A 21,986-nucleotide genomic window follows, 5' to 3' on the forward strand; every position below is an offset into this window, starting at 1 on the left:
CTGCCCACCGAGCCGGACTCAGCCGAAGAAGATCTCCGCCTCCGCGTAGCGCTCCAACGGCACCGTCTTGAGTTCGGCTGTCGCCTCCGCGAGCTTGACGCGGACGATGTCGGTGCCGCGCAAGGCGACCATCACGCCGAAGTCGCCGTCGGCTACCGCGTCCACGGCGTGCAGGCCGAAGCGGGTGGCGAGGACTCGGTCGTAAGCCGTGGGCGTGCCGCCGCGCTGGGTGTGGCCGAGGACGACCGCTCGCGACTCCTTGCCGGTCTTCGCCGCGATCTCCTCGGCCAGCCAGGTGCCGACGCCGCCGAGTCGGACATGGCCGAAGGCGTCCTTCTCGCCGCTGGCGAGCAGTTCCGCGCCGCCCTCGGGAAGGGCGCCCTCCGCCACGACGATGATCGGGGCGAACTGGCGCTCGAAGCGGCGCTGCACCCACTCGATGACCTTGTCGACGCTGAACGGGCGTTCCGGCACGAGGATGACGTTCGCGCCGCCCGCCAGCCCGGAGTGCAGGGCGATCCAGCCCGCGTGCCTGCCCATGACCTCCACGACGAGGGCGCGGTGGTGGGACTCCGCGGTGGTGCGCAGGCGGTCGATCGACTCGGTCGCGATGTGCACCGCGGTGTCGAAGCCGAAGGTGTAGTCGGTGGCGCCCAGGTCGTTGTCGATCGTCTTCGGCACGCCCACGACGCCGATGCCGTCGTCGGTCAGCCGCTTGGCGACGCCGAGGGTGTCCTCGCCGCCGATGGCGATCAGCGCGTCGACCTTGAGCTCGGACAGGGTCTGGCGGATCTTCTCCGGACCGCCGTCGACCTTGTACGGGTTGGTGCGCGAGGAGCCGAGGATGGTGCCGCCGCGGGTCAGGATGTCCTCGACCTCGGCGAGGCCGATCGGCTTGGTGAGCCCTTCGAGCGGCCCTTGCCAGCCATTGCGGAAGCCGACGATCTCCCAGCCGTGACCTTCGATGCCTTTTCGCACCACGGCCCGGATGACCGCGTTGAGACCTGGACAGTCACCACCACCGGTGAGCACGCCGACGCGCATGTCTTCGACCTTCCTGGGCTTCGGGAGCAGTGACCGCCGTCACCACCTCGGTGCCCAGCCTGCCGGCTACTGAATCGGTGTAGCAAGCAGGGGTGCTCAGGGTGTGGACAACGCGTCAGTGGGCGATCATCTTCTGCCACTCGGCTTCGATGATCTTCCAGCGCACCAGGTTGTGGCGGGCGTCGGCGAGAGCGTCGTGCGCGTCGTTGGGCGGGGTGGGCAGGTAGGGCTTGCCGACGTCCTCCCAGCGCTGCCGCAGTTCCCGGGTGAATCGGGGGATCTCCCGCGGCAGCGCGGGCATGGCGCCCCAGAGCTGGCCGAGGACGACGTGGTCGTAGGCACCGAACCAGGCCCAGAGCTCGATCTTGTCGCGCGTCTTGGGCGTGGTCAGGAATTCGAGCAGCCGCTTGCGGATGGTCGCGCGGTCACACCACGCCTTGTCCGCGGGCGAGGGCAGCTTGTCGAGGACGTTGTCGCGGACCCACTGGCCCGCCTTGTTCGGGTCGAACTCGGTGGAGACGGCGTAGAACTCGCGGCCGTTCTCGTCGACGACACCGATCGACACCAGGTCGATGGTCTTCCCGTCCTCGATGAATTCGGTGTCATAAAAGAATTTCACCGCAGAAGCCTAGCTGGCCTCGGTCTCCGGGATTCGGGCGTCGCGCTTGAGCTGGGTCGGAACGTCGGTGACGGTCCCGGCCTCGTGGGCGGCCTGCAGCTCCTTGGCCTTCGCCGCGTACACGTCGACGTACTCCTGGCCGGAGAGCTCCATCAGGGCGTACATGATCTCGTCGGCGATGGACCGCTCGACGAACCGGTCGCCTTCGAGTCCCTCGTAGCGGGAGAAGTCGAGCGGCTTGCCGACCCTGATCCGGATCGGGTACGGCCGCCACATCTTCGAGCCGATCGGGTTCGCCTTGTCCGTGCCGAACATCGCGACCGGGATGACCGGCACGCCTGCCTGCAGCGCGATCCGGGCGATGCCGGTCTTGCCCTTGTAGAGCCTGCCGTCGGGCGAGCGGGTGCCCTCCGGGTAGATGCCCATGAGGTGGCCCTCGCGCAGTAGCCGCACGCCGGTGGCGATCGCGGCCTGGGCGGCGGACCCGCCGGAGCGGTCGATCGGGATCTGACCCACACCGGTGAAGAACAGCTTCTTGAGCTTGCCCTTGATCCCGGGCGCGGTGAAGTATTCGATCTTGGCTGGGAACGTGATCCGGCGGGAGACCTTCAGCGGGAGGAAGAACGAATCCGATACCGCGAGGTGGTTGCTCGCCAAGATCGCGCCGCCCTCGGCGGGAATGTTCTCCGCGCCTTCGATCTTGGGACGGAAGAACAGTCGCAGCAAAGGTCCCAGGAAGACCCACTTGACCAACCAGTACACCACGCGACCAGCGCTCCCGTTCTCCCCTGATTCCCACCCGAGCCTACGAACCCCCGGTGGCCGGCACAACGCTACGGCCAAGCGGTAACACGAACGCACCGAGGCGAGACACCCAAGTCATCCGAGTACACAACGACGAAACCACGGGCACGGATCCGGTCACCGAAGCGCCAGTTCGTGCGACTATGGCCACATCCCAGGCTCACCGAGCTGATCATAGGAGGAGCGGGGTGCCCGCTATCGAAGGCGCGCAGGCCTACGCGCACGATGGGTCCACCGAGATCGGTGTGCTGCTCAGCCACGGTTTCACCGGCTCGCCGTTCAGCATGCGCCCGTGGGCCGACCACCTGGTCGCCCAGGGCTACAGCGTCCGGGTGCCGCTGCTGCCCGGCCACGGCACGCGCTGGCAGGACATGAACCGCACCGGCTGGCCCGACTGGTACGCCACGGTGTCGGACTCCTTCGCCGAACTGCGCGAACGCTGCGACCAGGTCTTCGTCTTCGGCCTGTCCATGGGCGGGGCCCTGTGCCTGCGGCTCGCGGAGGAGCACGGGGACGCGATCGCCGGGGTGGTGCTGGTCAACCCGTCGATCATGACCTTGCGCAAGGAGATCCGGTTCGTCGGGATGCTGTCCAAGATCGTCCCGTCGGTGCCCCCGATCAGCGACGACATCGCCCTGGCGGGAGTCAGCGAGTACGCCTACCCGCGAACGCCGCTGCGCGCGATGGCGAGCCTGACCAAGTTCTGGGCGCTCGTGCGGCAGGACCTGGCCAAGGTCGCCCAGCCGCTGCTGGTGCTGCACTCGGCGGTCGACCACGTGGTGGAGCCGGAAAACTCCCACGAGATCCTGCGCGGCGTGTCCAGCACGGATGCCACCGAGGTGGTCCTGGAGAACAGCTTCCACGTCGCCACCCTCGACCACGACGCCCCACTGATCTTCGACTCCAGCGTCGAGTTCGTCCGCCGGGTAAGCGCAGGTGAGCGAGTGTGATCAACCGCCCGGGCGACGGCCCAGAAGACGTGGACGCGGCCTTCGCCGAGATCATCGCCGACCTCGAACGCGAAGGAATCGGCCGCGACGTCGAACAGCGGCGAGCGGACACGGTCCAGGAGGAACCGGAACTCCCACCGGCGCCACCGCCCCCGGCCACCGCATCGGCCTGGCGCGGCCACGAAACCGACTTCGACTGGGCAGGCGACGACGACCCTGGCGGTTACGAACCACCGGAACCACCCCCCTTGCCGAAACTGCGCCCGCTGACAATCATCGCCATCGTTTTGCTGGTGATCGGCGTGGTACTGCTGGTACTGCCCAACATCATCGGTCTGGATCCGCGAATCGCCACACCTATCGCGTTGATCTCACTCGCGGGCGGGATCGGGTTTTTGCTCATGCGGGTACGCAAGACTCCACCCGATTTTGACGAAGACGACGGGGCGCAGGTTTAGGCCCAGGCAAAGCCAAAGCCCCCACCTCCCATAGCCGCACCAGACAACCCAAGCGCACGGCAAACATCCGGCCGCGCGCGCCGTGCACCAGCCCCGATCAACCGAGCCCGCAGGCGAGCGCGGCCCCCACCAAGCCGGCGTCATCCCCAAGATGCCCGATCCGCAATCGAGCCAACGGCCGATGCCCCGCACCAGTCACAACAGCCCGATAACGATCCCGAGCGTCATCCAGAAACAACGGCCCGGACTCCGAAACCCCGCCCGCGATCACAATCAGCTCGGGGTCGTATACGTCAGCCACCAACGCCAACCCCTCCCCCAACCACTTCGCGAGATCAGCCATCGCCAGCAACGCCACCGGATCGCCCTCACGAGCCGCGGCGGCCACCTTCCGCCCGGTCAACGCCCGAGAGTCCCGAGCCGCTTCCCGCACCAGCGTCGACGAAGGATGCCGGGACAGGAGATCCACAGCGGTCGCGCTCAGCGCCGTCCCACTGCAGTACCGCTCCCAGCACCCGGACTTCCCACACGGGCACGGCCGCCCACCCGGCATCAACCGCAGGTGCCCGAGCTCAGGCGCCACCCCGTGCGCTCCCCGGAACAGCTTCCCGTCGATCAACAAAGCACCGCCGATGCCCGTGCCGATCGCGATCAGCAGCCCGACGCGCGCCCCGCGAAGAGCGCCGAAGTGGTACTCGGCCAGAGCGGCGGCGTTGGCGTCGTGCTCCAGGACAACCGGCAGCCCGATACGCGAAGCAATGCGATCTGCGACCGGTGCCGCGCGCCAAGCCAGGTGCGGCGCGAACATCACCGAGCGGCGGTCGTTGCCGATGAAACCCGCCACCGCGAGCCCCACGGCGCTCACCTCGTGCTCGCGCCGGAGGGTCTCGATGGTGGAGCAGATCACGTCCTCCAACTCGGCCTCGCCGCTCGGCGTCGAGCCGCGGGCCGTGTCGAGCACCGAGCCGTGGGCGTCCACCACACCCGCCCGGACGCTGGTGCCGCCGACGTCGACACCGATGGCCGTCACTCCGGGGTCATCCCCTTGCGCCGAACCACGATCCGCTGCACGCGCGCCGACGACGACGGGGGTGTGGGCTCCGGGCGGAACCCCGGCATGTGCGGCTCGGCCTCCGGCTCCCACCGGTCGGCCAGCACAGCGCGCAGGAGGGCGACGAGGTCGGCGACGCGGTCGAGTCCGCGGGTCGCCAGCTCCGACGGCTCGCCGCGCAGCAGGGCGATCAGCGCGCACACCGGGCACCACTGACAGGAGTCGGCGGGCGACACCGGCTCGTGTTCGTCGTGGGTGCTGACCGCGACCCGGTCGAGCCATGGGCCCGCGCGCTCGGCGACCGCGGCCATCAGCAGGCGTAGTTCGTCGGCCAGCCGTGACCCCGGGTCCTGTGTGGTCGTCTGCGTCACGGGCGCTCCTCCTGGCCGGGCGCGAAGCGCAGCACCAGACCGGCGCCGTCGGCCTCGGCGTCGATAACGGTGTAGCGCCGAAGCATAAGCGGCAGCGCCACAAGCCTGCGCACGCCGTCCACAGTGACCGCCAAATCGTCACCGACCCGCACCAGGTCCAGGTCGCAGCCGTCCAGGAGCGGCAGGGCGACCGTGAGCAGGTAGTCGTCGCCGTCGGCCCGCACCGACAGCAGCGGCACCCCCGGCCTGCGCAGACCGTCGAGCGGGTCGATACCCGCGTAGAGCTCGTCGGCGAGGTCGATCAACGCGCGCGCGCCGATCGGTTCGGCCGCGCGGTGTTCGACCACGTGCACCGACAGCGGGGTCGAGGCGTCCAATTCGGACAGCACGGCGTCCTGTTCGGACCGGCGGGTGCGCAGCCAGCTCGCCGCGGGTCCCCGCCACAGCCGGGCCTTGGGCACCAGCCGGTTGGCGATGAGCGCGTCCACATGCACCCCGCGCAGGGCGAGCGCCGCGAGCGTGCGGCGGGTCTCGGCGACGACGAGCCGCTCCGGGGTGAGCACGAGTCGCACGCTGGTCGTCGCCGGATCCGTCAGCACGTCACGCAGACCCGCCAGGTGCGTGGCCAGCGTGGCGATCGACTTGGCGGCGGACCGCAGCGGCGCGCTCGCGAGCATTCCCCGCGCGGAACCGAACACCCGGTCCAGATACCCGGCGATCGCTTCCGGCAAAGCCAGCAGCCGCAACGTTTCCGCGGTGGGCCCGCAGTCGACGACGACCACCTCCCATGGACCGCTCTGGGCGAGCCTGGCCACTTCGGACAGCGCGAGCAACTCGTCCACGCCGGGCAGGACCGTGAGCTCCTCGGCGTCGAGTTCGTCGAGGCCCGCTCCCGCGAAGACACCGCGCAACTGGTCGCGCAGCTCCGGCCACGACCGGTCGACCAGCGACCGGGCGTCGACGTGCGCGGCGTAGAGCGAAGTGTCCACTTCGGACGGCTCGGCGCCCAGGACGGTGCCGAACGCGTCGGCGAGCGAGTGCGCGGGATCGGTGGACACCACCAGTGCCTTGCGGCCGGACGCGGCGATGCGGGCGGCCGTCGCCGCGGCCAGGGTCGTCTTGCCCACCCCGCCCTTGCCGGTGAAGAGCAGAATCCGCACGCGTCGCCCTCCGCTACAGCGCTTCGACGCGGCGCTTGAGCTCCTTGAGCGCGGTGTCCATGATCACTTTCTCGGCCTTGCGGCGGAACAGGCCGATCATCGGCACCATCAGCTGCACGGACAGGGTGTAGGTGACCGTGGTCCGGCCGCCCTCCTCGCGCAGCGCGTAGCGGCCCTTCTGCGAGCGCTGCATCTGTCCCTTGACCAGCGTCCAGTCGACCGCGAGGCCGTCATCGGCCCAGGTGTAGGCCAGGGTGTAGACGTCCTTGAACACCCCGGCGTCAAGGGTGAAGGTGACTTCCTGCCCGCGGCCGTCGGCGTCACGGGAGAGCACTTCGCTCTGTTTGACCGCCCCCGCCCACTCGGGATATGCCTCGAAATCTGCGATTACCGCCATGATCGCGTCCGCCGGGGCGTCGACGACGATGGACTGCGTGGACTCGTCGGCCATAGTTCCGCAGGTTACCCGGTCACCAGCTCAGGACGTACGGCCACCGGGTCCGCTGGAAGTGTCCGACGTTGGCGCACTCGGTGCGCCCCAGCCGCATCCGGGCGGCGAGCGGCTGGTGGACGTGGCCGAACACCGACCAGCGAGGCCGCTGCCGGTGGATCAGGTCGATCAGCGCCGAGGATCCCAGTTCGGCGCGTCGCGCCATCACGTCGTAGGTCAGCTCGGGCACGTCCGGCGGGATGTGGCTGCACAGCACGTCGACGTCGACCAGTCGGTCGACCGCCTCGTCGAACTCCTCGGGCGTGCGTAGGTACGGCACGAACGGGCCGGTGCGCCGGGGCGCCACCCCGCGTGGGAGCAACGCGCCGCCGACGAAGCCGAACCGCAGCCCGCCCATCTCGGCGACGTCGCCGTCGAGCACCTCGACGCCGTCACCGGCGAACTCGGGCCACAGGTGCGGGAGGTCGACGTTGCCGGGCGTGGCGTAGGTGGGCACGGTCATCGCCGCGAACAGCGCCTTGTACTGGGTGCGGACGGCTTCCTCGACCACCCCGGCGGCGTCGTGCAGGGTCGACCACAGCTCGCGGGCGTACGCGGAGGCCTCGGCGGTGAGCCGCTCGCGGCGCAGCCCGGCGAACACCGCGACCTTCTCCGCGCCGAACACCATGCCGAGGATCCCGCGCGAGTGGTCGTGGTAGTCGACGAAGTCGATCAGGTCGCCGAGGACGATGAGCGCGTCGGCGCCTTGTCCGGCCCGGGCCAAGGCCTCGGCGTTGCCGTGAACGTCGGACACAACATGAACCCGCACGGGTCTACATTACGCGGACGCCGGCGCGCATCCCGGCGCTCGCCCGTCCTCCAGGACGGCCTTGAGCCCCAGCGCCACCGACTTCGCGGCGAGCTGGCGCGCGGTCATCTCCCGGCGCACGTTCTTGACCGGGCGGCCCTCGGGCAGGTCCGCCCGCAGGAAGTAGTGCACGACCGTGCCGTCGAGCACCGGTTCGAGCCAGACCTCCATGGTCCCGACCAGCGCACCGCCCACGGTCCAGCGCAGGCCCTCGTCGCCCCGATCGGCGTACACCTCGAGGTCGAGGTCGGGCCAGTAGCGACGCCACGCGCCGGGATCGGCGAAGGCGGCGGCCACGATTTTCGGGGGCACCACGATGAACGTCTCGTCCACCACGTCGACATGCGGCATTCCCGCAGCATTCCATGTCACCCGGGGTGACCCGCGCGGCACAGGCCGGTAGGACTAATTTTGGGGGCGATCACGGGGAGGTCGACGTGCGCGAATACAGCGTGCCCGCCATCGGGGCAGTGGCCGACGAGGAAAGCCTCACCGACATGGTGTGGGCCAACGCCGAGCGCTTCGCCGACGCGGTGGCGTTCCGGCGGCGGGTGGACGGGTCGTGGATCGACGTCACCACCGCGGAGTTCGCCCAGCAGGTCGCGGCCGTGGCCAAGGGCCTGATCGGGTCAGGGCTGCGGGCGGGCGACCGGGTGGCGCTGTTGTCGCGGACCCGGTACGAGTGGACGCTGCTCGACTTCGCCATCTGGGCCGCGGGCTGCGTGACCGTCCCCGTGTACGAGACCTCCTCGGCCGAGCAGATCGCGTGGATCCTGGGCGACTCCGGCGCGCGGGCGGTCGTGGTGGAGACCGAGGCCCACCGGCACACCGTGGAGCAGGTCGTCGACCGGCTCGCCGAGGTCGAGCACGTGTGGCAGATCGAGCCGGGCGGGGAACTCGACGCGGCGGTCGACGAGCTCACCGCCGCGGGCGCGGGCGTCAGCGACAAGGCCGCGCACGAGCGCAGGCTCGCGGTCCGCTCGTCGGACACCGCGACCCTGGTCTACACCTCGGGCACCACCGGCAGGCCCAAGGGCGTCGAGCTGACCCACCGCAACCTCCTGGCCGAGATCCGCGCGGACATCGCCGCGTTCCCGCAGCTCATGCGGCCGTCGAACGCGATGCTGGTCTTCCTGCCGCTGGCCCACGTGTTCGCCCGCGCCATCGCGCTGTGCTGCGTGTACTCCCGCACCACGCTGGGCCACCTGCCCGATGTCCGCGACCTGGTCGCCGATCTCGCGACGTTCCGCCCGTCGTTCATCGTCGCCGTGCCGCGGGTGTTCGAGAAGGTCTACAACTCCGCGAAGCAGCGGGCGCACGCCGCGGGCCGCGGCCGGGTCTTCGACCTCGCGGAGGAACTCGCGGTCGAATACAGCACCGCCCTGGACGGGCCGGGTCCGTCACTGGCACTGAAGGCGCGTCGGGCGGCGGCGAGCAAGGTCGTCTACAGCAGGCTGCGCGCGGTGTTGGGCGGCCGGTGCGTGGCCGCGATCTCGGGCAGCGCCCCGCTGGGCGATCACCTCGCGCACTTCTTCCGAGGCGTCGGGGTGCCCGTGTACGAGGGCTACGGACTCACCGAGACGTCGGCGGCCATCTGCGTCAACACCGAGCAGGCGTTCCGGGTCGGCACGGTCGGCAAGCCGGTCGCGGGCGCGTCGGTGCGCATCGCCGACGACGGCGAGATCCTGCTGTCCGGCGAGATGGTGTTCCGCGGATACTGGCGCAACCCGGCCGCCACCGCGGAGGTCCTCGACGACGGCTGGCTGCGCACCGGCGACCTCGGCGCCCTCGACGACGAGGGATTCCTGCGGATCACCGGCCGCAAGAAGGACATCATCGTGACCGCGGGCGGCAAGAACGTCGCCCCCGCGGTGCTGGAGGACCGGGTGCGCAGGCATCCGCTGGTCAGTCAGTGCGTGGTGGTCGGTGACCGGCAACCGTTCGTGGGCGCGCTGGTGACCCTCGACCCCGACTTCGTCTCGGTGTGGGCGGCGAGCCACGGCAAGCAGGTGGCCGTCGCCGACCTGGTGGACGACCCCGACCTGCGCGCGGAGATCCAGACGGCGGTGGACGAGGCGAACCGCGCGGTGTCGAAGGCGGAATCGATCCGCGAGTTCGTCATCCTGCCGCGCGACTTCACCGAGGCGGCGGGCGAGGTCACGCCCAGCATGAAGGTGCGGCGCGAGGCGATCACCAAGGCCTACGCCGAGGAGATCGCCGCCCTCTACGGCTGACCGATCAGGAGAGTCGGACGGCCAACTCGGTGTGCCACCGGGTCGGGTCGGGCTGCTCCACGGGGTTGGTCAGGAAGCGCTCGACCCGCGCGCCCCAGAGACCGTCCTCGACGTCCCAGTCCAGGCCCTGCTCGTCGCCCCAGGCGAGCACTGCGGCGGTGAGATCGGTCAGGCCGTCCGGGTGGCCGATGTGGGTGATCGTCACGTAGCGGCCCGCGGGAAGCTCGCAGGACCCCGCTATCGGTGCGGCGACGGGCACGCCCGCCTCGACTTCGATCTCGCCCGCCAGGTCCACCCGCAGGTACCGCAGGAAGGGCGCGCCCGCGATGGCGACCCCACGCTCGGCCAGGCCGCCGATGACCTCCGGGATCCGGTCGGCTATCTCGTTCATCGTCGCGATGGTCACCAACCGACGTACGCCCATGTACGGCTGAGCGGGACGTTCCTCGATCGTCGGGTCCAAGACCATTCGCGCTCCCTCAGTTCGTGCCGAACCGGTACGTCGTCTCACCGTCCAGCAGCGTGGACAGGCGGGCGGCCCGGTCCGACCACTGCCACGACCGCCGCATCCACTCCCGACCTGCCGCGCCCATCGCGGCGGCCTTGTCGGGGTCGGCCAGGAGGCTACCGACGCGGTCGGACAGTTCGGCGACATCGCGACCGTCGACCACATGGCCGGTCTCCCCGTCCAGCACGGTCTCCGGGGCGCCGCCGGAGTCGCCGACCACGACCGGCAGACCGGTCGCGGCGGCCTCCAGGAAGACGATCCCCAGGGCCTCGACGTCCAGGCCGCGGCCGTGCGTGCGGCACGGCATGGCGAACACGTCACCCGTGGCGTAGTGCGCGGGCAGTTCCTCCCACGGGACGGACCCGGTGAGCACCACGTGCTCGGCGACCCCGGTCTGCCGCGCCAGTGACTCCAGCCGAGGCCGGTACGGGCCGCCGCCGACCAGCAGCAGCGCGGCGTCGGGCACCCGTGCGCGGATGCCCGGCAGCGCGCGGATGAGCATGTCCTGGCCTTTGCGCGGCATCAGCCGGGACACGCACACCACGGTCGGCCGATCGCCCAGCCCGTACCGGGCGCGGATCTCGGCGCGGGCGGCCGCGTCGGGCCGGTAGAGGTCGGTGTCGACACCCGATGGCAGCAGTTCCAGTGCCGCCGAGCGGCCGAAGGCGGCGGCGAACCGCGCCCGGGTGTACTTGCTGACGTAGGTGACGACGTCGGTGGTCGCGCCGATCCGGCGGACGGCCTGGCGGGCGCCCGGGAGCATCGACCAGCCGACCTCGTGGCCGTGGGTGCTGGCGACCACCCGGCGGGCTCCCGCGGCGCGCAGCGTCGGCGCGAGCAGGGCGAGCGGGGCGGCGGCGCCGAACCACACCGAGTCGCAGGTCTCGGCGCGCAGGATCTCGCGGGCGCGGCGGGCGACGTCGGGGGTGGGCAGCATCAGCTTGCCGGGGTGGCGCACGACGGTGAACGGCTGCTTCGCGTCGAACTCCTCATGGGTGCCCGAGTCCGACTCCCACGACGGCGCGTAGACGACCAGGTCCTGCCCGAGCCGGGTGGCGAACGAGTGCAGATAGGTCTGGATGCCGCCTGGGCGGGGCGGAAAGTCGTTGGTCACCAGAAGCGTTCGACGCACCGGGCCAACCTATTCCCCGGCTATCGCAGCGCCCCACGCAGGTAGGCCTGCCACTCGCGGAGCAGGATCGCGCGGTCCATGCCGATCACCCGGCGCAGCAGGTCGTCGGTCTCGCTTGCCGACAGCGGCCCGGCCCCGCCCAACTCGCGGTAGAGCGTGACCAGGCGCGGTTCACCGAAGCGGTCGGCGATGAACCGGCTGATAGACCACGCCTGCTGGTAGGCGAGGTCGAGTTCGCGGTCCTTGCCGCGGAACGCGCGGTCCTCGGGCAGCGAGGTCGGCGGGCCGGACTCCCGAACCTGTTTGGCCAGGTCAGGCGCGCCCTGGGCCAGGGCGATGTCGGTGTCGCGGTAGCCGACGTAGTCGGAGAAGCCTTCGAGCAGCCACATCGGGGAGCCGTCGACGGTCACCGACCGGGCCGCGACATGGGTGATCTCGTGCCGAAGGACCACCCGCAGCGAGGCCACAGACAGCGCCCGGGCCCCCATCGGGCTGAGGATGACGCGCTGCCCGGTGGCGGTCCGCTCGGCGGTGTCCACCCGGTCGGCGATGGCCACGGCGACGACGGACTCCACCGGGAAGTCCGGCCCGACCAGCGCCCGCATCTCGGCGGGTCCGTCCGGCAGGAACAGGGCGACTCGTCTGGACCAGTCGCTGCCCCACACCCGGCTGACCGCCTGCACCGAGGGGTCGAGCTCGCGGACCAGCCGGTCGACCATCGGCTGGCTGCCCGGGTGGGCCAGGACCAGGCCATGCGCGGTCTTGGTCACCACACACGGTCCGAAGTCCCACGGGCCGCGCCACGACCGCCTGCCCAGGTCGTTCAGCGCGGTGTCGGACCGCAGGTACCAGGTGCCCGCCCGGTGGACGAACAGGTAGCCCATGGCCCGGCTGGTGGGGGTCAGGTCGACCCCGCCGAGCGCGTACCGCAGATCCACCGCGGGCGCCCACAGTTCGGCGGTGCGATCGTCGTCGAGCGCGGTCAGGTCCAGGCTGTCGTCGGGGTGCAGCACGTAGGACCAGTGGTCGAACGGGACTCCGGCGAGGTTGGCGAACAGCGCGCGCTGGCTTTCGAGGAAGTTCGGGTCGGCCAGTGGGTCGAGACCGGCGAGGAACGCGGCCTCGTCGCGGCGTACGACGGCCTCGGCCCGCCGATCCAGGAGCGCCCTGACCGCGTCGACGCGTTCGGTGTCGCCGCCCTTGGGCCCCGCGGGCTCCAACCCTCCCAGGGGCTGTCCCTGGCTGGGCGCTGGGGGCGACGGGGCCACCTGGGACGCGGGGACGGCGATGAACACCATCCCGGCGAGCGCGGTGGTGGCGACCACGGCGCTCAGCCAAGCTCGCACCCGTGCCCTCATGGCCATTGGGTGATCGTAAGGGAGAAATGAGTCGGGACCAGTACCCAATGGCACTGGTCCCGACTCGGAAATGCTTCGCTGACGGCTACCCGACGATGCGCTTGGCACCGAGGTAGTCGCTGCCGCCACCGGAGAGCGGGGCGGTCTTCACCGGCACACCCGAGGTGGAGGCGTGCACGAGCATGCCGTTGCCGATGTACATGGCGACGTGGTGGATCGTGCTGGGGCTGCCGCCGTAGAACAGCAGGTCGCCCGGGATGAGTTCGCTCTTCGAGACCGCTTTGCCATAGGTGTACTGCGACCGGCTGGAGTGCGGCAGGTTGATACCGATGGCGCGGTAGGCGTAGAGCGTCAGGCCGGAGCAGTCGAACGCGTTCGGGCCTTCGGCGCCCCAGACGTACGGGTCGCCGCGCTGCGCGAGCGCGACCTCCATGGCCTTGCCCGCGTCGCCGGAGCCGACGTAGACGCCGGTGTCGACGGGCGGTTCGAACAGCGTCTTGCGCTCCGCCGCCGAGAGGCGGTTCTTGGCCTCCTCGACCTGCTTGATCTGCGTGTCGAGATCGGCCTTCGCCTTGGTGATGTCGGCGAGCAGCTTCTCCGACGCCGCCTTGGCCTCACCAGCGCGGTTCTGGCCGTCCTCGGCCTGCTTGCGCGCCTGGGCCGCGGTGGCCACCGCGTTGGTGTACTTCGACAGCGCGTTCTGGTTGTCCGAGGCGAGGACCGTGAGCGCGGAAGCACGCTCAAGGAAATCGTCCGCGGACGATCCGGTCAGCAGCGCGCTGATCTTGTTGAAGCGCGCGCCCTGGAACGACGCGCTGGTCAGCTGGTCGACCTGGCCGCGGAACTGCTCTTCCTGAGCGGCGGCCTGCTTCTCCAGCTCCGCGGCCGCGGCGACGTCGGCTGTGGCCTTGTCGTACTCGGCCTGCTTGACCTTGAGGTCTTCCTTCGCTTGCAGGAGATCCTCGTTGACGTCTCCGGCCTTGGCGCTGAGCTCCTGGTACTGCTTGATCGCTTCCGACGCGGTGGTCGGGGGCGGCGGGGGCTGGGCAGGTTGCGCGTACGCGGGACTTTGGGACATACCGATCACCGAGATGACCGCGGTGACACTCAGGGCTCCACGCACAGCTCGCTTGAGTCGATGCGACGACACGTCGCGCGTACTCCTTCGTCCTCAAAACCGCCGACGGGGTAGTCCTCGGGCACCGGGGGCGCTTTGGGGAGCACCCTCCGGCCGGACCGATCCGCTCGCGATCGTGTCGCTCACTTCTCGATCATCGACGACCCCACCGTGGGGGATCCGGGTCAGCCGGACGAGGCTGACTTCGGCGGCGATCTCGCGTAGCCACCTCGGGGTGGGCGACTGCTGGCCGCGAGATCTCGGACAGGTTACGAAACGTGAGCCTCCTCGTCTACCAGGTGCGCCGGAAAAGCGCCGGGAATCCTTCCCACACACCAACGGAGCAGTGGCAACTCCACCCTGTGACAACGACAACACCCTGTTCACCCGGGCGTGGAACCGTTCGGCGATCTGGAGCGACCGTTCGGCGAATATTCACGATCGGCCGGACCGATCACCCGGATCAGGCCGTTTTCTCCACCGGAATCAGCCGCAGCCGGGGTACGAGTCCTGCACTCGCGAGGGCGTCGATCGCGAGCCGCTCGGAGCTGTCGAGATCGACATTGGGCGGCGCGCCGAGGAGCACACTGATCACACAATCCTGACAAGCGTTCCCGCGGACCTCGCAGCTATCGCAATCGATGATCATTACTCGGGTCCTTTCCGGTGCCGACGATCTCGTGTTTCACACACTAGAAGACGCCACCGACAATTTCGCTCAGGTGTTCGAAATGATCGAACCCGATAGATCAAGAACCGATGTATTCCCAGTGCCAGGGCTCCTCGCGGCCCCGACCCGGACGCGCCCACGGCGGATTCGCCCATCCGTACACGCCCGCGTTCTGGGCGAGCCAGGCGTACTCCGGGGTGCCGAACGACTGGGCTCCCCCGCAGAGGTCCACCGCCAGCCCCCACCCGTGGTTGCTGGTGCCGGGAACCGCGGCCAGAGCGGGCTTCACGCCATAGAGCCGCACCTGGGCGGCGAAGGTCCGATAGGAATCCGTCAAGCAGATCGCGCGACCGAACACAGTGGCGAACGCGTCCGACATCGCCCGGAACGACCCGGCCGCGTCGCAGCGCAGCGAGTGCGACCCGACGCCGATGAGGCACAGCGCCGCCTGCGGGATGAGGCCGTTGGGATAGCCGCCCCAAGCCCCCGGGGCCTCCCCAGGCCCGCGTGGCGGGAGCTGCACTCCCCCACAGCGCCAGCGCAGACCGCCGTCGGTGGCCTGCGGCACCGGCTGGGGCTGGCGCTGCCCAAGCGCGGGCCGGGCGACACCGAGCAGGGTGTCTCCGCCGGGCAGGTCCGTCACCACGACGCCTGCCAGCCTGCCGTCGGCGGTGAGCATGGTGCGTTGGTCGAGCACGATGCCCACGCCCTGCACACCAAGCCGGGCCGGGCCCAGAAACACGACATCGCCGGGCTGGGCGTCCGGCGTCGGCACCGGCGTCAGCACACTCATCTGCTCGGCCACGGCACCGGGCAGGGCCAGCCCGCCCACCCCGAACACGGACCGGACCAGTCCGTCGCACGAGTACGCGTTGGGACCCTCGCCGCCCGCGCCGGGCACGAAGGGCTTGCCGAGCACGCCCACGGCGGTGTTCACCGCGCCGATCACCTCGGCGGGCAGGACGAGCAGCTTCTCACCCGTCGGCAGCGTGGCCCGGGCGACGCCCGGCTGCGGCGCACCGGTCGAGCCGGGCAGCGGCTCCAGCCGGGCGGGCAGCTGCGCCGGGTCGCGCAGGGCGGCCGCCTTGGGCGCGGCGATGCCCGCGAGCGCCAGCTTGTCGGTGTAGGCCTTCCACGCCGCCGCGGTCTTCTGGTTGCGTTCGCGCTGCGCCGTCTGCTGGGCGATCACCGCGGCGTTGGTGTCCTCGACCTGGCCGCGCAGCTCGGACGACACGGCCGCGGCCCGGTTGGAGGCGTCGCCGTTGCGGCGGTCCAGGTCGGCCTTGCGCTCGGCGGCGGCCCGCTCGGTGCCCACCGCGGCGTTCTCGGCGTCCTGCGCTCCACGCTGCCTGGCGACGGCCTGGGCGAGCCGCTGGTCCTGGTCGATCCGCACGCGCTCGATCAGGCTGCTGCCCTGCAGGAACTCCTCCGGACCGCCCGCGGTGAGCAGCATCTGCAGCTCGCTGGGCTGCGCCAGCGCCGAGTAGAGGGCGGCGGAGTAGGCGTCGACCTCGTCCTGTTGGGCGGACACGACCTTGTCGGCGGCTTGCCGCTCCACGCGCGCGCGTTCGACCTGGCTGGTGGCCTGGCGCAGCTCGTCCTCCGCGGTGCGGATCTTGTCCGAGAGTTCGGACAGCTCGCGCTGCACGTCGGTGGCGGTGCGCTGCAGCTCAGCGACCTTGGGATCGGCGAAGGCCTCGCCCGGGCGGGTGTCCGGCACCGGCGAGCCCGGCCCGACACCGGCCTCGATCTGCGGCGGCTCGGTGGGCTGCGCGCCCGCGAGCGGGTTGGCCAACAGCGCGGCGACCAAGGCCAGCGCGGCGGCAATCTTGACCGAACCCCACCTACGCACCCGCGTACCAACTCCTCGGTGTCACGTTTCCTACTTACCAGTATTAACGCGAAGGTATCGGTGACGTGACGGCACGGGCACTATCGGGTGATCAAATGCGCCCAAGCCGGGCGAGCAGGACGGCGGAAGGCACCGGGTGGGCGCCCCGCCGACGGACGGCGTCGGCCACGGCGCGGTCCGACGTGACGACCACCACCGGCCTGCCCTCGGGTTCGGCGGTGACCAGTGCCTTGATCACGTCGTCGGCCAGCACGCCCGGGTCGCTGAACAGGACGCGGACCCCGCGCGGAGCGGCGACCGGGACCGCCACGACTCCCGCACCGTCGAACACCAGGGTGACCTCCGCGGACGTGCGCGCGGCGAGGGAGGCGAGTTGGCGGACCAGGCGGTCGCGCTGGTCGGCCAGGGACAGTTCGGCGTAGCCGGTCTTGGTGACGTTGTACCCGTCGACGACAAGGTGCACCGATGGCAGCGCGAGCAGCCGGTCGAGTGCGGCCGGGTCCTCGACCCGGCCCACCATGCCCTGCGCCGCCGTGGCGCCCCGGACAAGGTCCGCGGGCCGGGGCCCGCCGCCGCCGAGGGCGAGTTCGCGGCGCAGGCCGGTGACGGCGCCGTCGAGGGTGTCGACGAGCAGCGCCAGCCGCACCTCGTCGGCCTGGCGGGCCTCGCGGGCGGACTGCCGGGCGATGTCGGCGTCGGCTTCGGCGCGTTCGGCGCGGCCGCGCTCGGTCTCGACCCGGTCGCGTTCGCGGTCGCGCTGCTCGGTGAGCGCGGCGACCTGGGCGGCGCACTCGGCGCGCACCCGGTCGACCGCGGCCTGGGCGGTCTCTGCGGTGTCCTTGGCCTCGCGCAGCTTCACACCTTGGTCGCGCAGGCGTTTGCGCAGCCGCTCCACCTCGGCCTCGGCTTCGGCGCGCACCCGGTCGACCGCCCCCGCCGACTCGTCCAGCAGGGCCTGCACGCGGGCGAGTTCGGCCTCGACCTTCTGCAGGCGGGCGACGGCGGTGTCCCGCTCGGCCCGCAGCGACGTGTCCGAGGCGCGCCTGGAGACCAGCTCCAGGTAGTGCACCGCCGACTCCTCGCCGAGCAGCACAGCGGCCGCGGCGACGCTGACCGGGTCGTTGCCCCCGAGGTCGAGCGCGGCGGGCTTGTTCTCCCGGCACCACTGCACGACGGCGGTGCGGAAACCCACCACGTCACGCAGACCGGCGATGATGGCCGAGCCGCCGAGGCGGGCCCGCTTGCTGGGCGCGAACCGGGCCACCGGGCGCACCATCTGCGGGATGTCGACCGGCGGCAGCGACCCGACCGCGTCGGCGCCGAGCTCGGCGAGCCGGTTCCTGACCGCGTCGGGCAGGGTCGACCAGTCTACGGCCGCGTTTTCCGTGCCGTCCACGGTGGACGGTTCGGGGCCGGGGTCTTCCGGCTGGGGCGGCGTGGCCATTCCGTAAGGCTAGTGGCTGAGCCCTGCCGTGACGTGACGGCTCCTCTACCGTGGGACTGACGGAAGTGTCGGTGGTGTGATCTAGCTTCGGCGATGATGAGCACCGCATCCGCCACCCGCACCCAGCTCGCCTTCGACGAGTTGGGAACGCCGCTGCGCGAGACCACCTTCGTCGTGTTCGACCTGGAGACCACGGGTGGCAGCGCGGAGGCCGACGCGATCACCGAGTTCGGCGCCGTCAAGGTGCGCGGCGGCGAGGTGATCGGCGAGTTCGCCACCCTGGTCGACCCGGGCCGGGGCATCCCGCCGGAGATCATCGCGCTGACCGGCATCACCGACTCGATGGTCTACACGGCGCCGAAGCTCGAGGCGGTGCTGCCCGCCTTCCTGGAGTTCGCGGCGGGCTCCGTGCTGGTCGCGCACAACTCCGGGTTCGACGTCGGGTTCATCAAGGCGGCCTGCCACAGGCTCGGCTACCGGTGGCCGAAACCCGCGGTCGTCTGCACGGTCCGGCTGGGCCGCCGGGTTCTCACCCGGGAGGAAGCGCCAAGCTGCCGCCTCTCCGCCCTGGCCGCGCTGTTCCGCGCCTCGACCATGCCCAACCACCGCGCCCTGTCCGACGCCCGCGCGACGGTCGACGTGCTGCACGGCCTGCTGGAGCGAGTGGGTTCGCTCGGCGTGCAGTCGTTGGAAGAGTTGCTCGACTACCTGCCGGAGGTCACGGCCGCTCAGCGCCGCAAGCGCACCCTCGCCGAGGACCTGCCGAACGAACCCGGCGTCTACCTGTTCAGAGGACCGTCCGAGGAAGTCCTCTACGTCGGCACCGCCTCAGACCTGAAACGGCGGGTCCGCCAGTACTTCACCGCGGGCGAGACCCGACGCCGCCTTCGCGAGATGGTCAGCCTCGCCGTCCGGGTCGACACGGTCACCTGCGCCCACCCGCTGGAGGCGGAGGTACGGGAACTGCGGCTGCTGTCGGCCCACAAGCCTGCCTACAACCGGCGGTCCAAGAACGCCCGCAACTCGTGGTGGATCACCCTGACGGAGGAGCCATTCCCCCGCCTGTCGATCGTGCGACGGGCACGAGATGGCGCCCTGGGACCGTTCCGCAGCAAGCGAATGGCCGACGAGGCATTGCTGGCATTGCAGGATGCGACGGGCATTCGCCCCTGCACGGTAAGGATTCCCGCGAAGGCGGCAAGCGCGAGTCCCTGCGCCCTGGCGGAACTGGACCGCTGCGGCGCCCCCTGCGCGGGAAGGCAGACGGTCGAGCAATACCAGCCGATGGTGCGGGCGGTGGACGGGCTCGTGGCGGGCAGGCACCTGGATCCCTTACGGCTCTTGGAATCCAGATTGGCCGCACTGTCCACGGAGGAGCGCTTCGAGCAGGCCCGCACCGGCCGCGACCGCATGTCGACGCTGATCCGGGCATTGGACCGAGGACAACGACTCGCCGCTTTGGCATCGGTTGCCGAACTGGTCGCGGCCCGGCCGGACTCGGCGGGTGGATGGGAGTTCGCGGTGATCAGACACGGCCGACTGGCTTCGGCGGGAGTTGCTCGGCGAGGGGTGCAGCCGATGCCGGTGGTGGAGAACCTGATCGCCTCAGCGGAAACCGTGATCCCGGGTGAAGGGCCGCTGAGGGGAGCGCCCGCTGAGGAAGTGGGGGTGGTCTTGCGGTGGCTGGATCGGCCGGGAACTCGGATGGTTCGCTGCACCGCGCCGTGGGCCGAGCCGGCTCAGTGTGCGGCGAGATGGCGGCCGTGGCTGGATCTCGCTGATCGGGCGAGGGTTTCGCTGGTGGTCCGGGACTGACCGGACGCCCGCCCGGCCTGGCTTTGGGTGCCTGTGGCGGCCATGGTTTGGGTGCTTCGCCGACTCTGGCTTTGGGTGCCTGCGGGCAGTCTTGGGCGTGTGGGTGCCTGTTCGGGTGGTGGGCGGATCACCCAACAGGCCGTTCGATTCCGCCCATCGCGATTCGGGGGTGGTGGGCGGATCACCTGAACAGGCCATTGCGTTGGGCCCCTTGCGTTCGCGGGACGGTCGGCGGATCACCTGGACAAACCGCTCGGTTCTGCCGCTTGCGTCAGGGGCGAGACGTTCACGGCTGTTGTGGCAGGCCCGTTGGGTCTACCTGCTGCGTTGCGTTGGGGGTGGCCCGTGGCCGGCGGTGCCCAGCGGTCAAGTCACCACTTGTCTGAGTCGCGGAGTACCACTGGCTCATCGCCGAAGTCTTCATCGTCGCGAGTCGTGGGGCGCTTGGGGGCGGGTGCGTTCGCCTCCTCCGGTTCCGGCACCGGGATCCGCTGCACCATTTCCGCGTCCCCGCCCAACGGCTGGAAGGCCTGCGCCACCCCCACCGCCGCGTTCTGGCGGGCCTTGCGGGTCAGCGTGAGGATCTCCGTCGCCAGTTCGTCCGCGGACTTCCGCAGGGCCGAGTCCTCCAGCCTCAAGTCCAGAAGCGCCCCGGAAGCCGCTACCGTCACCGTCACCGACTCCGAGCGTTCGGTGGCGCCGGCGGCTTCGACGTTCGTCTTGAACTCGGTCGCCTTCTGTTGCAGGTCGGCCACCTTCGCCTCGAAGTCGGCCAGCCACTCGTCCGGAGTCTGCACGTGTGTCTCCCCTGTCGTACGGTCGCGTCGAGAGCCTAATGTCTTCGCCGATTAGGCTCAGCCAAACCGACAAGGGAGAGACGGATGATCACCGCGATCGTGTTGATCCGGGCAGCCACGGACAGCATTCCCGAGACCGCTCAGGCGATCGCGGACATCGAGGGGGTCGCCGAGGTGTACTCGTGCGCGGGTGACGTCGACCTGGTCGCCATCGTCCGGGTCGCGCAACACGAGGAGTTGGCACAGCTGATTCCCGACGAGATCAGCAAGGTCGACGGCGTGCTCGACACCGACACCCACATCGCGTTCCGCTCCTACTCCAGCCGCGACACCGACGCCGCCTTCGACATCGGTGTCGACGAGGGCTAGAACCGGCCGTCGAACAGCAGTCGGACGACTTCGCTGACCGTCGTGCGGCCGTCCTCCTGGCGGCCGCGGCCCGCGAGGTTGTTCATGATCGCCACGGTGTAGCGCTCTTGGGGGCCGACGAAGCCGATGCTGTTCATCACCGAGCCACCCTCCTCGTCCGACCAGCCCGCCTTGACCCCGGGCCGGGCAGCCGCGCCCGCCGCCCACACGCCCCACTGCTGGTTCGGGCCGACGGCGCGCATGCGGTCCACGATGGCGGAGCGCTCGGTGTCCGGGAGGTCCGTCAGGACGTAGCTGACGAGCCGCTCCAGGTCCGTCGTCGTGCACTTCTGGAAGCCCCAGTAGGGGAAGACCTTCCCGAAACCCGGCTGCGGCCGCAGCGACGTCAGGCCGTAGCCGGGGAAGCCGTGGTTGAACGCCCAGTGGTCCCGCCCGGAGTACCTGGTCCACAGCTCCGTGGCCGACGCGTCGTCGGAGCTGTGGAGCATGGCGTCGATGGCCGCGTGGTCGGCGGCGGACAGGCGGAGCTTGCCCGAACGCTGACGCGTGTACAGGTCGACGACCATCGCGAGCTTGATCGTGGACGCGGTCCACGTCAGGTCCTCGGCGTGCCCGTTGCGCCACGCGGCGCCGGTCACCCGGTCCCGGACGACGATGCCGACGGTGCCCGGTCGCCCCCGCAGATAGGACTCGACGGCGGCGAAGCGGCCCTGGAAGTCACAGTCGAAACCGGATTCGGGCATGGGGCACGCGGCGTGCGCCGCCTGCACGTGGCTCGTCACGGGCAGTGTCTCCGAGGTGCTTGATCGGGCGGGTGCACAGGACAGTACGGCGGACACGGCGATTCCGCTCGCGACCCACCGCAGCCATGTCCCAGACGACCCCAGCACCGCGGCAGGCTACCGCGCGCCGCCTTTGAAGATCCCAGGAAACGA

The 21,986-nt window shown here is 70.5% G+C and carries 23 protein-coding genes; 5 read left to right on the forward strand and 18 right to left on the reverse strand.

Annotation, left to right across the window (positions count from 1 at the left end):
• Positions 1-18: 18 nt before the first annotated feature.
• From GPZ80_RS26885 to GPZ80_RS26895, 3 genes are all read right to left on the reverse strand, one after another.
• Entirely contained in the window at positions 19-1,044 is a 1,026-nt protein-coding gene (locus GPZ80_RS26885) for a 6-phosphofructokinase (protein ID WP_187223879.1), read from the reverse strand.
• A gap of 115 nt (positions 1,045-1,159) precedes the next feature.
• Entirely contained in the window at positions 1,160-1,663 is a 504-nt protein-coding gene (locus tag GPZ80_RS26890) for a polyadenylate-specific 3'-exoribonuclease AS (RefSeq protein WP_187223880.1), read from the reverse strand.
• 9 nt (positions 1,664-1,672) lie between these two features.
• Positions 1,673-2,428 (reverse strand): lysophospholipid acyltransferase family protein, encoded by a 756-nt coding sequence (locus GPZ80_RS26895; protein WP_187223881.1) that lies wholly within the window; start codon positions 2,426-2,428, stop codon positions 1,673-1,675.
• Between the two features lie 227 nt (positions 2,429-2,655).
• Between GPZ80_RS26895 and GPZ80_RS26900 the strand changes: the two genes are divergently transcribed.
• Together GPZ80_RS26900 and GPZ80_RS26905 are read left to right on the forward strand one after the other, a co-directional pair.
• A complete protein-coding gene (locus GPZ80_RS26900; RefSeq protein ID WP_187223882.1) occupies positions 2,656-3,417 on the forward strand; it encodes an alpha/beta hydrolase in 762 nt (253 codons plus the stop codon).
• Positions 3,414-3,875, forward strand: coding sequence for a hypothetical protein (locus GPZ80_RS26905; protein WP_187223883.1), 462 nt, complete (start codon positions 3,414-3,416; stop codon positions 3,873-3,875). Before GPZ80_RS26900 ends, GPZ80_RS26905 begins: the two co-directional genes overlap by 4 nt.
• Before the next feature lie 97 nt (positions 3,876-3,972).
• Here GPZ80_RS26905 and GPZ80_RS26910 read toward each other — a convergent pair whose 3' ends face one another.
• The 6 genes from GPZ80_RS26910 to GPZ80_RS26930 are packed head-to-tail and all read right to left on the reverse strand — an operon-like array spanning position 3,973 to position 8,106.
• On the reverse strand, positions 3,973-4,905 hold the full coding sequence (locus tag GPZ80_RS26910; protein WP_312880604.1) for an ROK family protein: 933 nt from the start codon (positions 4,903-4,905) through the stop codon (positions 3,973-3,975).
• Positions 4,902-5,297, reverse strand: coding sequence for a hypothetical protein (locus tag GPZ80_RS32205; RefSeq protein WP_312880606.1), 396 nt, complete (start codon positions 5,295-5,297; stop codon positions 4,902-4,904). The genes GPZ80_RS26910 and GPZ80_RS32205 overlap by 4 nt, the downstream gene beginning before the upstream one ends.
• Positions 5,294-6,457, reverse strand: coding sequence for an ArsA family ATPase (locus GPZ80_RS26915; protein WP_187223885.1), 1,164 nt, complete (start codon positions 6,455-6,457; stop codon positions 5,294-5,296). Before GPZ80_RS26915 ends, GPZ80_RS32205 begins: the two co-directional genes overlap by 4 nt.
• A 13-nt stretch (positions 6,458-6,470) precedes the next feature.
• Entirely contained in the window at positions 6,471-6,908 is a 438-nt protein-coding gene (locus GPZ80_RS26920) for an SRPBCC family protein (RefSeq protein WP_187223886.1), read from the reverse strand.
• Positions 6,909-6,927: 19 nt separating this feature from the next.
• Positions 6,928-7,716, reverse strand: a complete 789-nt coding sequence (locus GPZ80_RS26925; protein WP_187223887.1) for a metallophosphoesterase family protein — start codon at positions 7,714-7,716, stop codon at positions 6,928-6,930.
• A 9-nt stretch (positions 7,717-7,725) separates the two neighbouring features.
• Entirely contained in the window at positions 7,726-8,106 is a 381-nt protein-coding gene (locus GPZ80_RS26930; protein WP_187223888.1) for a polyketide cyclase / dehydrase and lipid transport, read from the reverse strand.
• Positions 8,107-8,192: 86 nt separating this feature from the next.
• Here GPZ80_RS26930 and GPZ80_RS26935 point away from each other — a divergent pair, with 86 nt between their 5' ends.
• Entirely contained in the window at positions 8,193-9,989 is a 1,797-nt protein-coding gene (locus GPZ80_RS26935; protein WP_187223889.1) for an AMP-dependent synthetase/ligase, read from the forward strand.
• Between the two features lie 4 nt (positions 9,990-9,993).
• Here the strand turns inward: GPZ80_RS26935 and GPZ80_RS26940 are convergent, their stop codons facing one another.
• From GPZ80_RS26940 to GPZ80_RS26970, 7 genes are all read right to left on the reverse strand, one after another.
• Complete coding sequence (locus GPZ80_RS26940; protein WP_187223890.1) at positions 9,994-10,458, reverse strand: GyrI-like domain-containing protein; 465 nt, start codon at positions 10,456-10,458, stop codon at positions 9,994-9,996.
• Positions 10,459-10,468: 10 nt separating this feature from the next.
• Positions 10,469-11,629 (reverse strand): glycosyltransferase family 4 protein, encoded by a 1,161-nt coding sequence (locus GPZ80_RS26945; RefSeq protein ID WP_187223891.1) that lies wholly within the window; start codon positions 11,627-11,629, stop codon positions 10,469-10,471.
• 20 nt (positions 11,630-11,649) lie between these two features.
• Positions 11,650-12,993, reverse strand: a complete 1,344-nt coding sequence (locus tag GPZ80_RS26950) for a gluzincin family metallopeptidase (protein ID WP_187223892.1) — start codon at positions 12,991-12,993, stop codon at positions 11,650-11,652.
• A 79-nt stretch (positions 12,994-13,072) separates the two neighbouring features.
• Positions 13,073-14,137 (reverse strand): C40 family peptidase, encoded by a 1,065-nt coding sequence (locus tag GPZ80_RS33870; RefSeq protein WP_187223893.1) that lies wholly within the window; start codon positions 14,135-14,137, stop codon positions 13,073-13,075.
• Between the two features lie 430 nt (positions 14,138-14,567).
• On the reverse strand, positions 14,568-14,699 hold the full coding sequence (locus GPZ80_RS26960) for a hypothetical protein (RefSeq protein ID WP_312880607.1): 132 nt from the start codon (positions 14,697-14,699) through the stop codon (positions 14,568-14,570).
• Positions 14,700-14,853: 154 nt separating this feature from the next.
• Positions 14,854-16,626: a D-alanyl-D-alanine carboxypeptidase family protein gene (locus GPZ80_RS26965; RefSeq protein ID WP_187223894.1), complete on the reverse strand. Its 1,773-nt coding sequence runs from the start codon at positions 16,624-16,626 to the stop codon at positions 14,854-14,856.
• A gap of 91 nt (positions 16,627-16,717) precedes the next feature.
• Positions 16,718-18,070, reverse strand: a complete 1,353-nt coding sequence (locus tag GPZ80_RS26970) for an NYN domain-containing protein (protein WP_187223895.1) — start codon at positions 18,068-18,070, stop codon at positions 16,718-16,720.
• Positions 18,071-18,166: 96 nt separating this feature from the next.
• Between GPZ80_RS26970 and GPZ80_RS26975 the strand changes: the two genes are divergently transcribed.
• A complete protein-coding gene (locus tag GPZ80_RS26975; RefSeq protein ID WP_187223896.1) occupies positions 18,167-19,885 on the forward strand; it encodes a DEDD exonuclease domain-containing protein in 1,719 nt (572 codons plus the stop codon).
• Between the two features lie 371 nt (positions 19,886-20,256).
• On the opposite strand, the gene GPZ80_RS26980 is transcribed toward GPZ80_RS26975, so the two are convergent.
• The gene (locus tag GPZ80_RS26980) at positions 20,257-20,682 is read right to left on the reverse strand and encodes a YbaB/EbfC family nucleoid-associated protein (RefSeq protein ID WP_187223897.1); all 426 of its coding nucleotides are present in this window, start codon (positions 20,680-20,682) and stop codon (positions 20,257-20,259) included.
• Between the two features lie 84 nt (positions 20,683-20,766).
• On the opposite strand from GPZ80_RS26980, the gene GPZ80_RS26985 reads away from it, so the two are divergent.
• Complete coding sequence (locus GPZ80_RS26985) at positions 20,767-21,051, forward strand: Lrp/AsnC family transcriptional regulator (RefSeq protein WP_187223898.1); 285 nt, start codon at positions 20,767-20,769, stop codon at positions 21,049-21,051.
• Here the strand turns inward: GPZ80_RS26985 and GPZ80_RS26990 are convergent.
• Positions 21,048-21,833, reverse strand: coding sequence for a serine hydrolase (locus GPZ80_RS26990; protein ID WP_222719927.1), 786 nt, complete (start codon positions 21,831-21,833; stop codon positions 21,048-21,050). The two genes, GPZ80_RS26985 and GPZ80_RS26990, sit on opposite strands and share 4 nt — an antisense overlap.
• Between the last annotated feature and the right edge of the window lie 153 nt (positions 21,834-21,986).

The sequence above is a fragment of the Actinokineospora xionganensis genome (genome assembly GCF_014323725.1).
Taxonomy (GTDB): Bacteria; Actinomycetota; Actinomycetes; order Mycobacteriales; family Pseudonocardiaceae; genus Actinokineospora; species Actinokineospora xionganensis.

Bases quoted from the DNA above. Each gene is read 5' to 3' on its own strand.
- GPZ80_RS26940 (WP_187223890.1), bottom strand. From the start codon at position 10,458: ATGGTCTTGGACCCGACGATCGAGGAACGTCCCGCTCAGCCGTACATG.
- GPZ80_RS26920 (WP_187223886.1), bottom strand. From the start codon at position 6,908: ATGGCCGACGAGTCCACGCAGTCCATCGTCGTCGACGCCCCGGCGGAC.
- GPZ80_RS26885 (WP_187223879.1), bottom strand. From the start codon at position 1,044: ATGCGCGTCGGCGTGCTCACCGGTGGTGGTGACTGTCCAGGTCTCAAC.
- GPZ80_RS26970 (WP_187223895.1), bottom strand. From the start codon at position 18,070: ATGGCCACGCCGCCCCAGCCGGAAGACCCCGGCCCCGAACCGTCCACC.
- GPZ80_RS26975 (WP_187223896.1), top strand. From the start codon at position 18,167: ATGAGCACCGCATCCGCCACCCGCACCCAGCTCGCCTTCGACGAGTTG.
- GPZ80_RS26950 (WP_187223892.1), bottom strand. From the start codon at position 12,993: ATGGCCATGAGGGCACGGGTGCGAGCTTGGCTGAGCGCCGTGGTCGCC.
- GPZ80_RS26930 (WP_187223888.1), bottom strand. From the start codon at position 8,106: ATGCCGCATGTCGACGTGGTGGACGAGACGTTCATCGTGGTGCCCCCG.
- GPZ80_RS26985 (WP_187223898.1), top strand. From the start codon at position 20,767: ATGATCACCGCGATCGTGTTGATCCGGGCAGCCACGGACAGCATTCCC.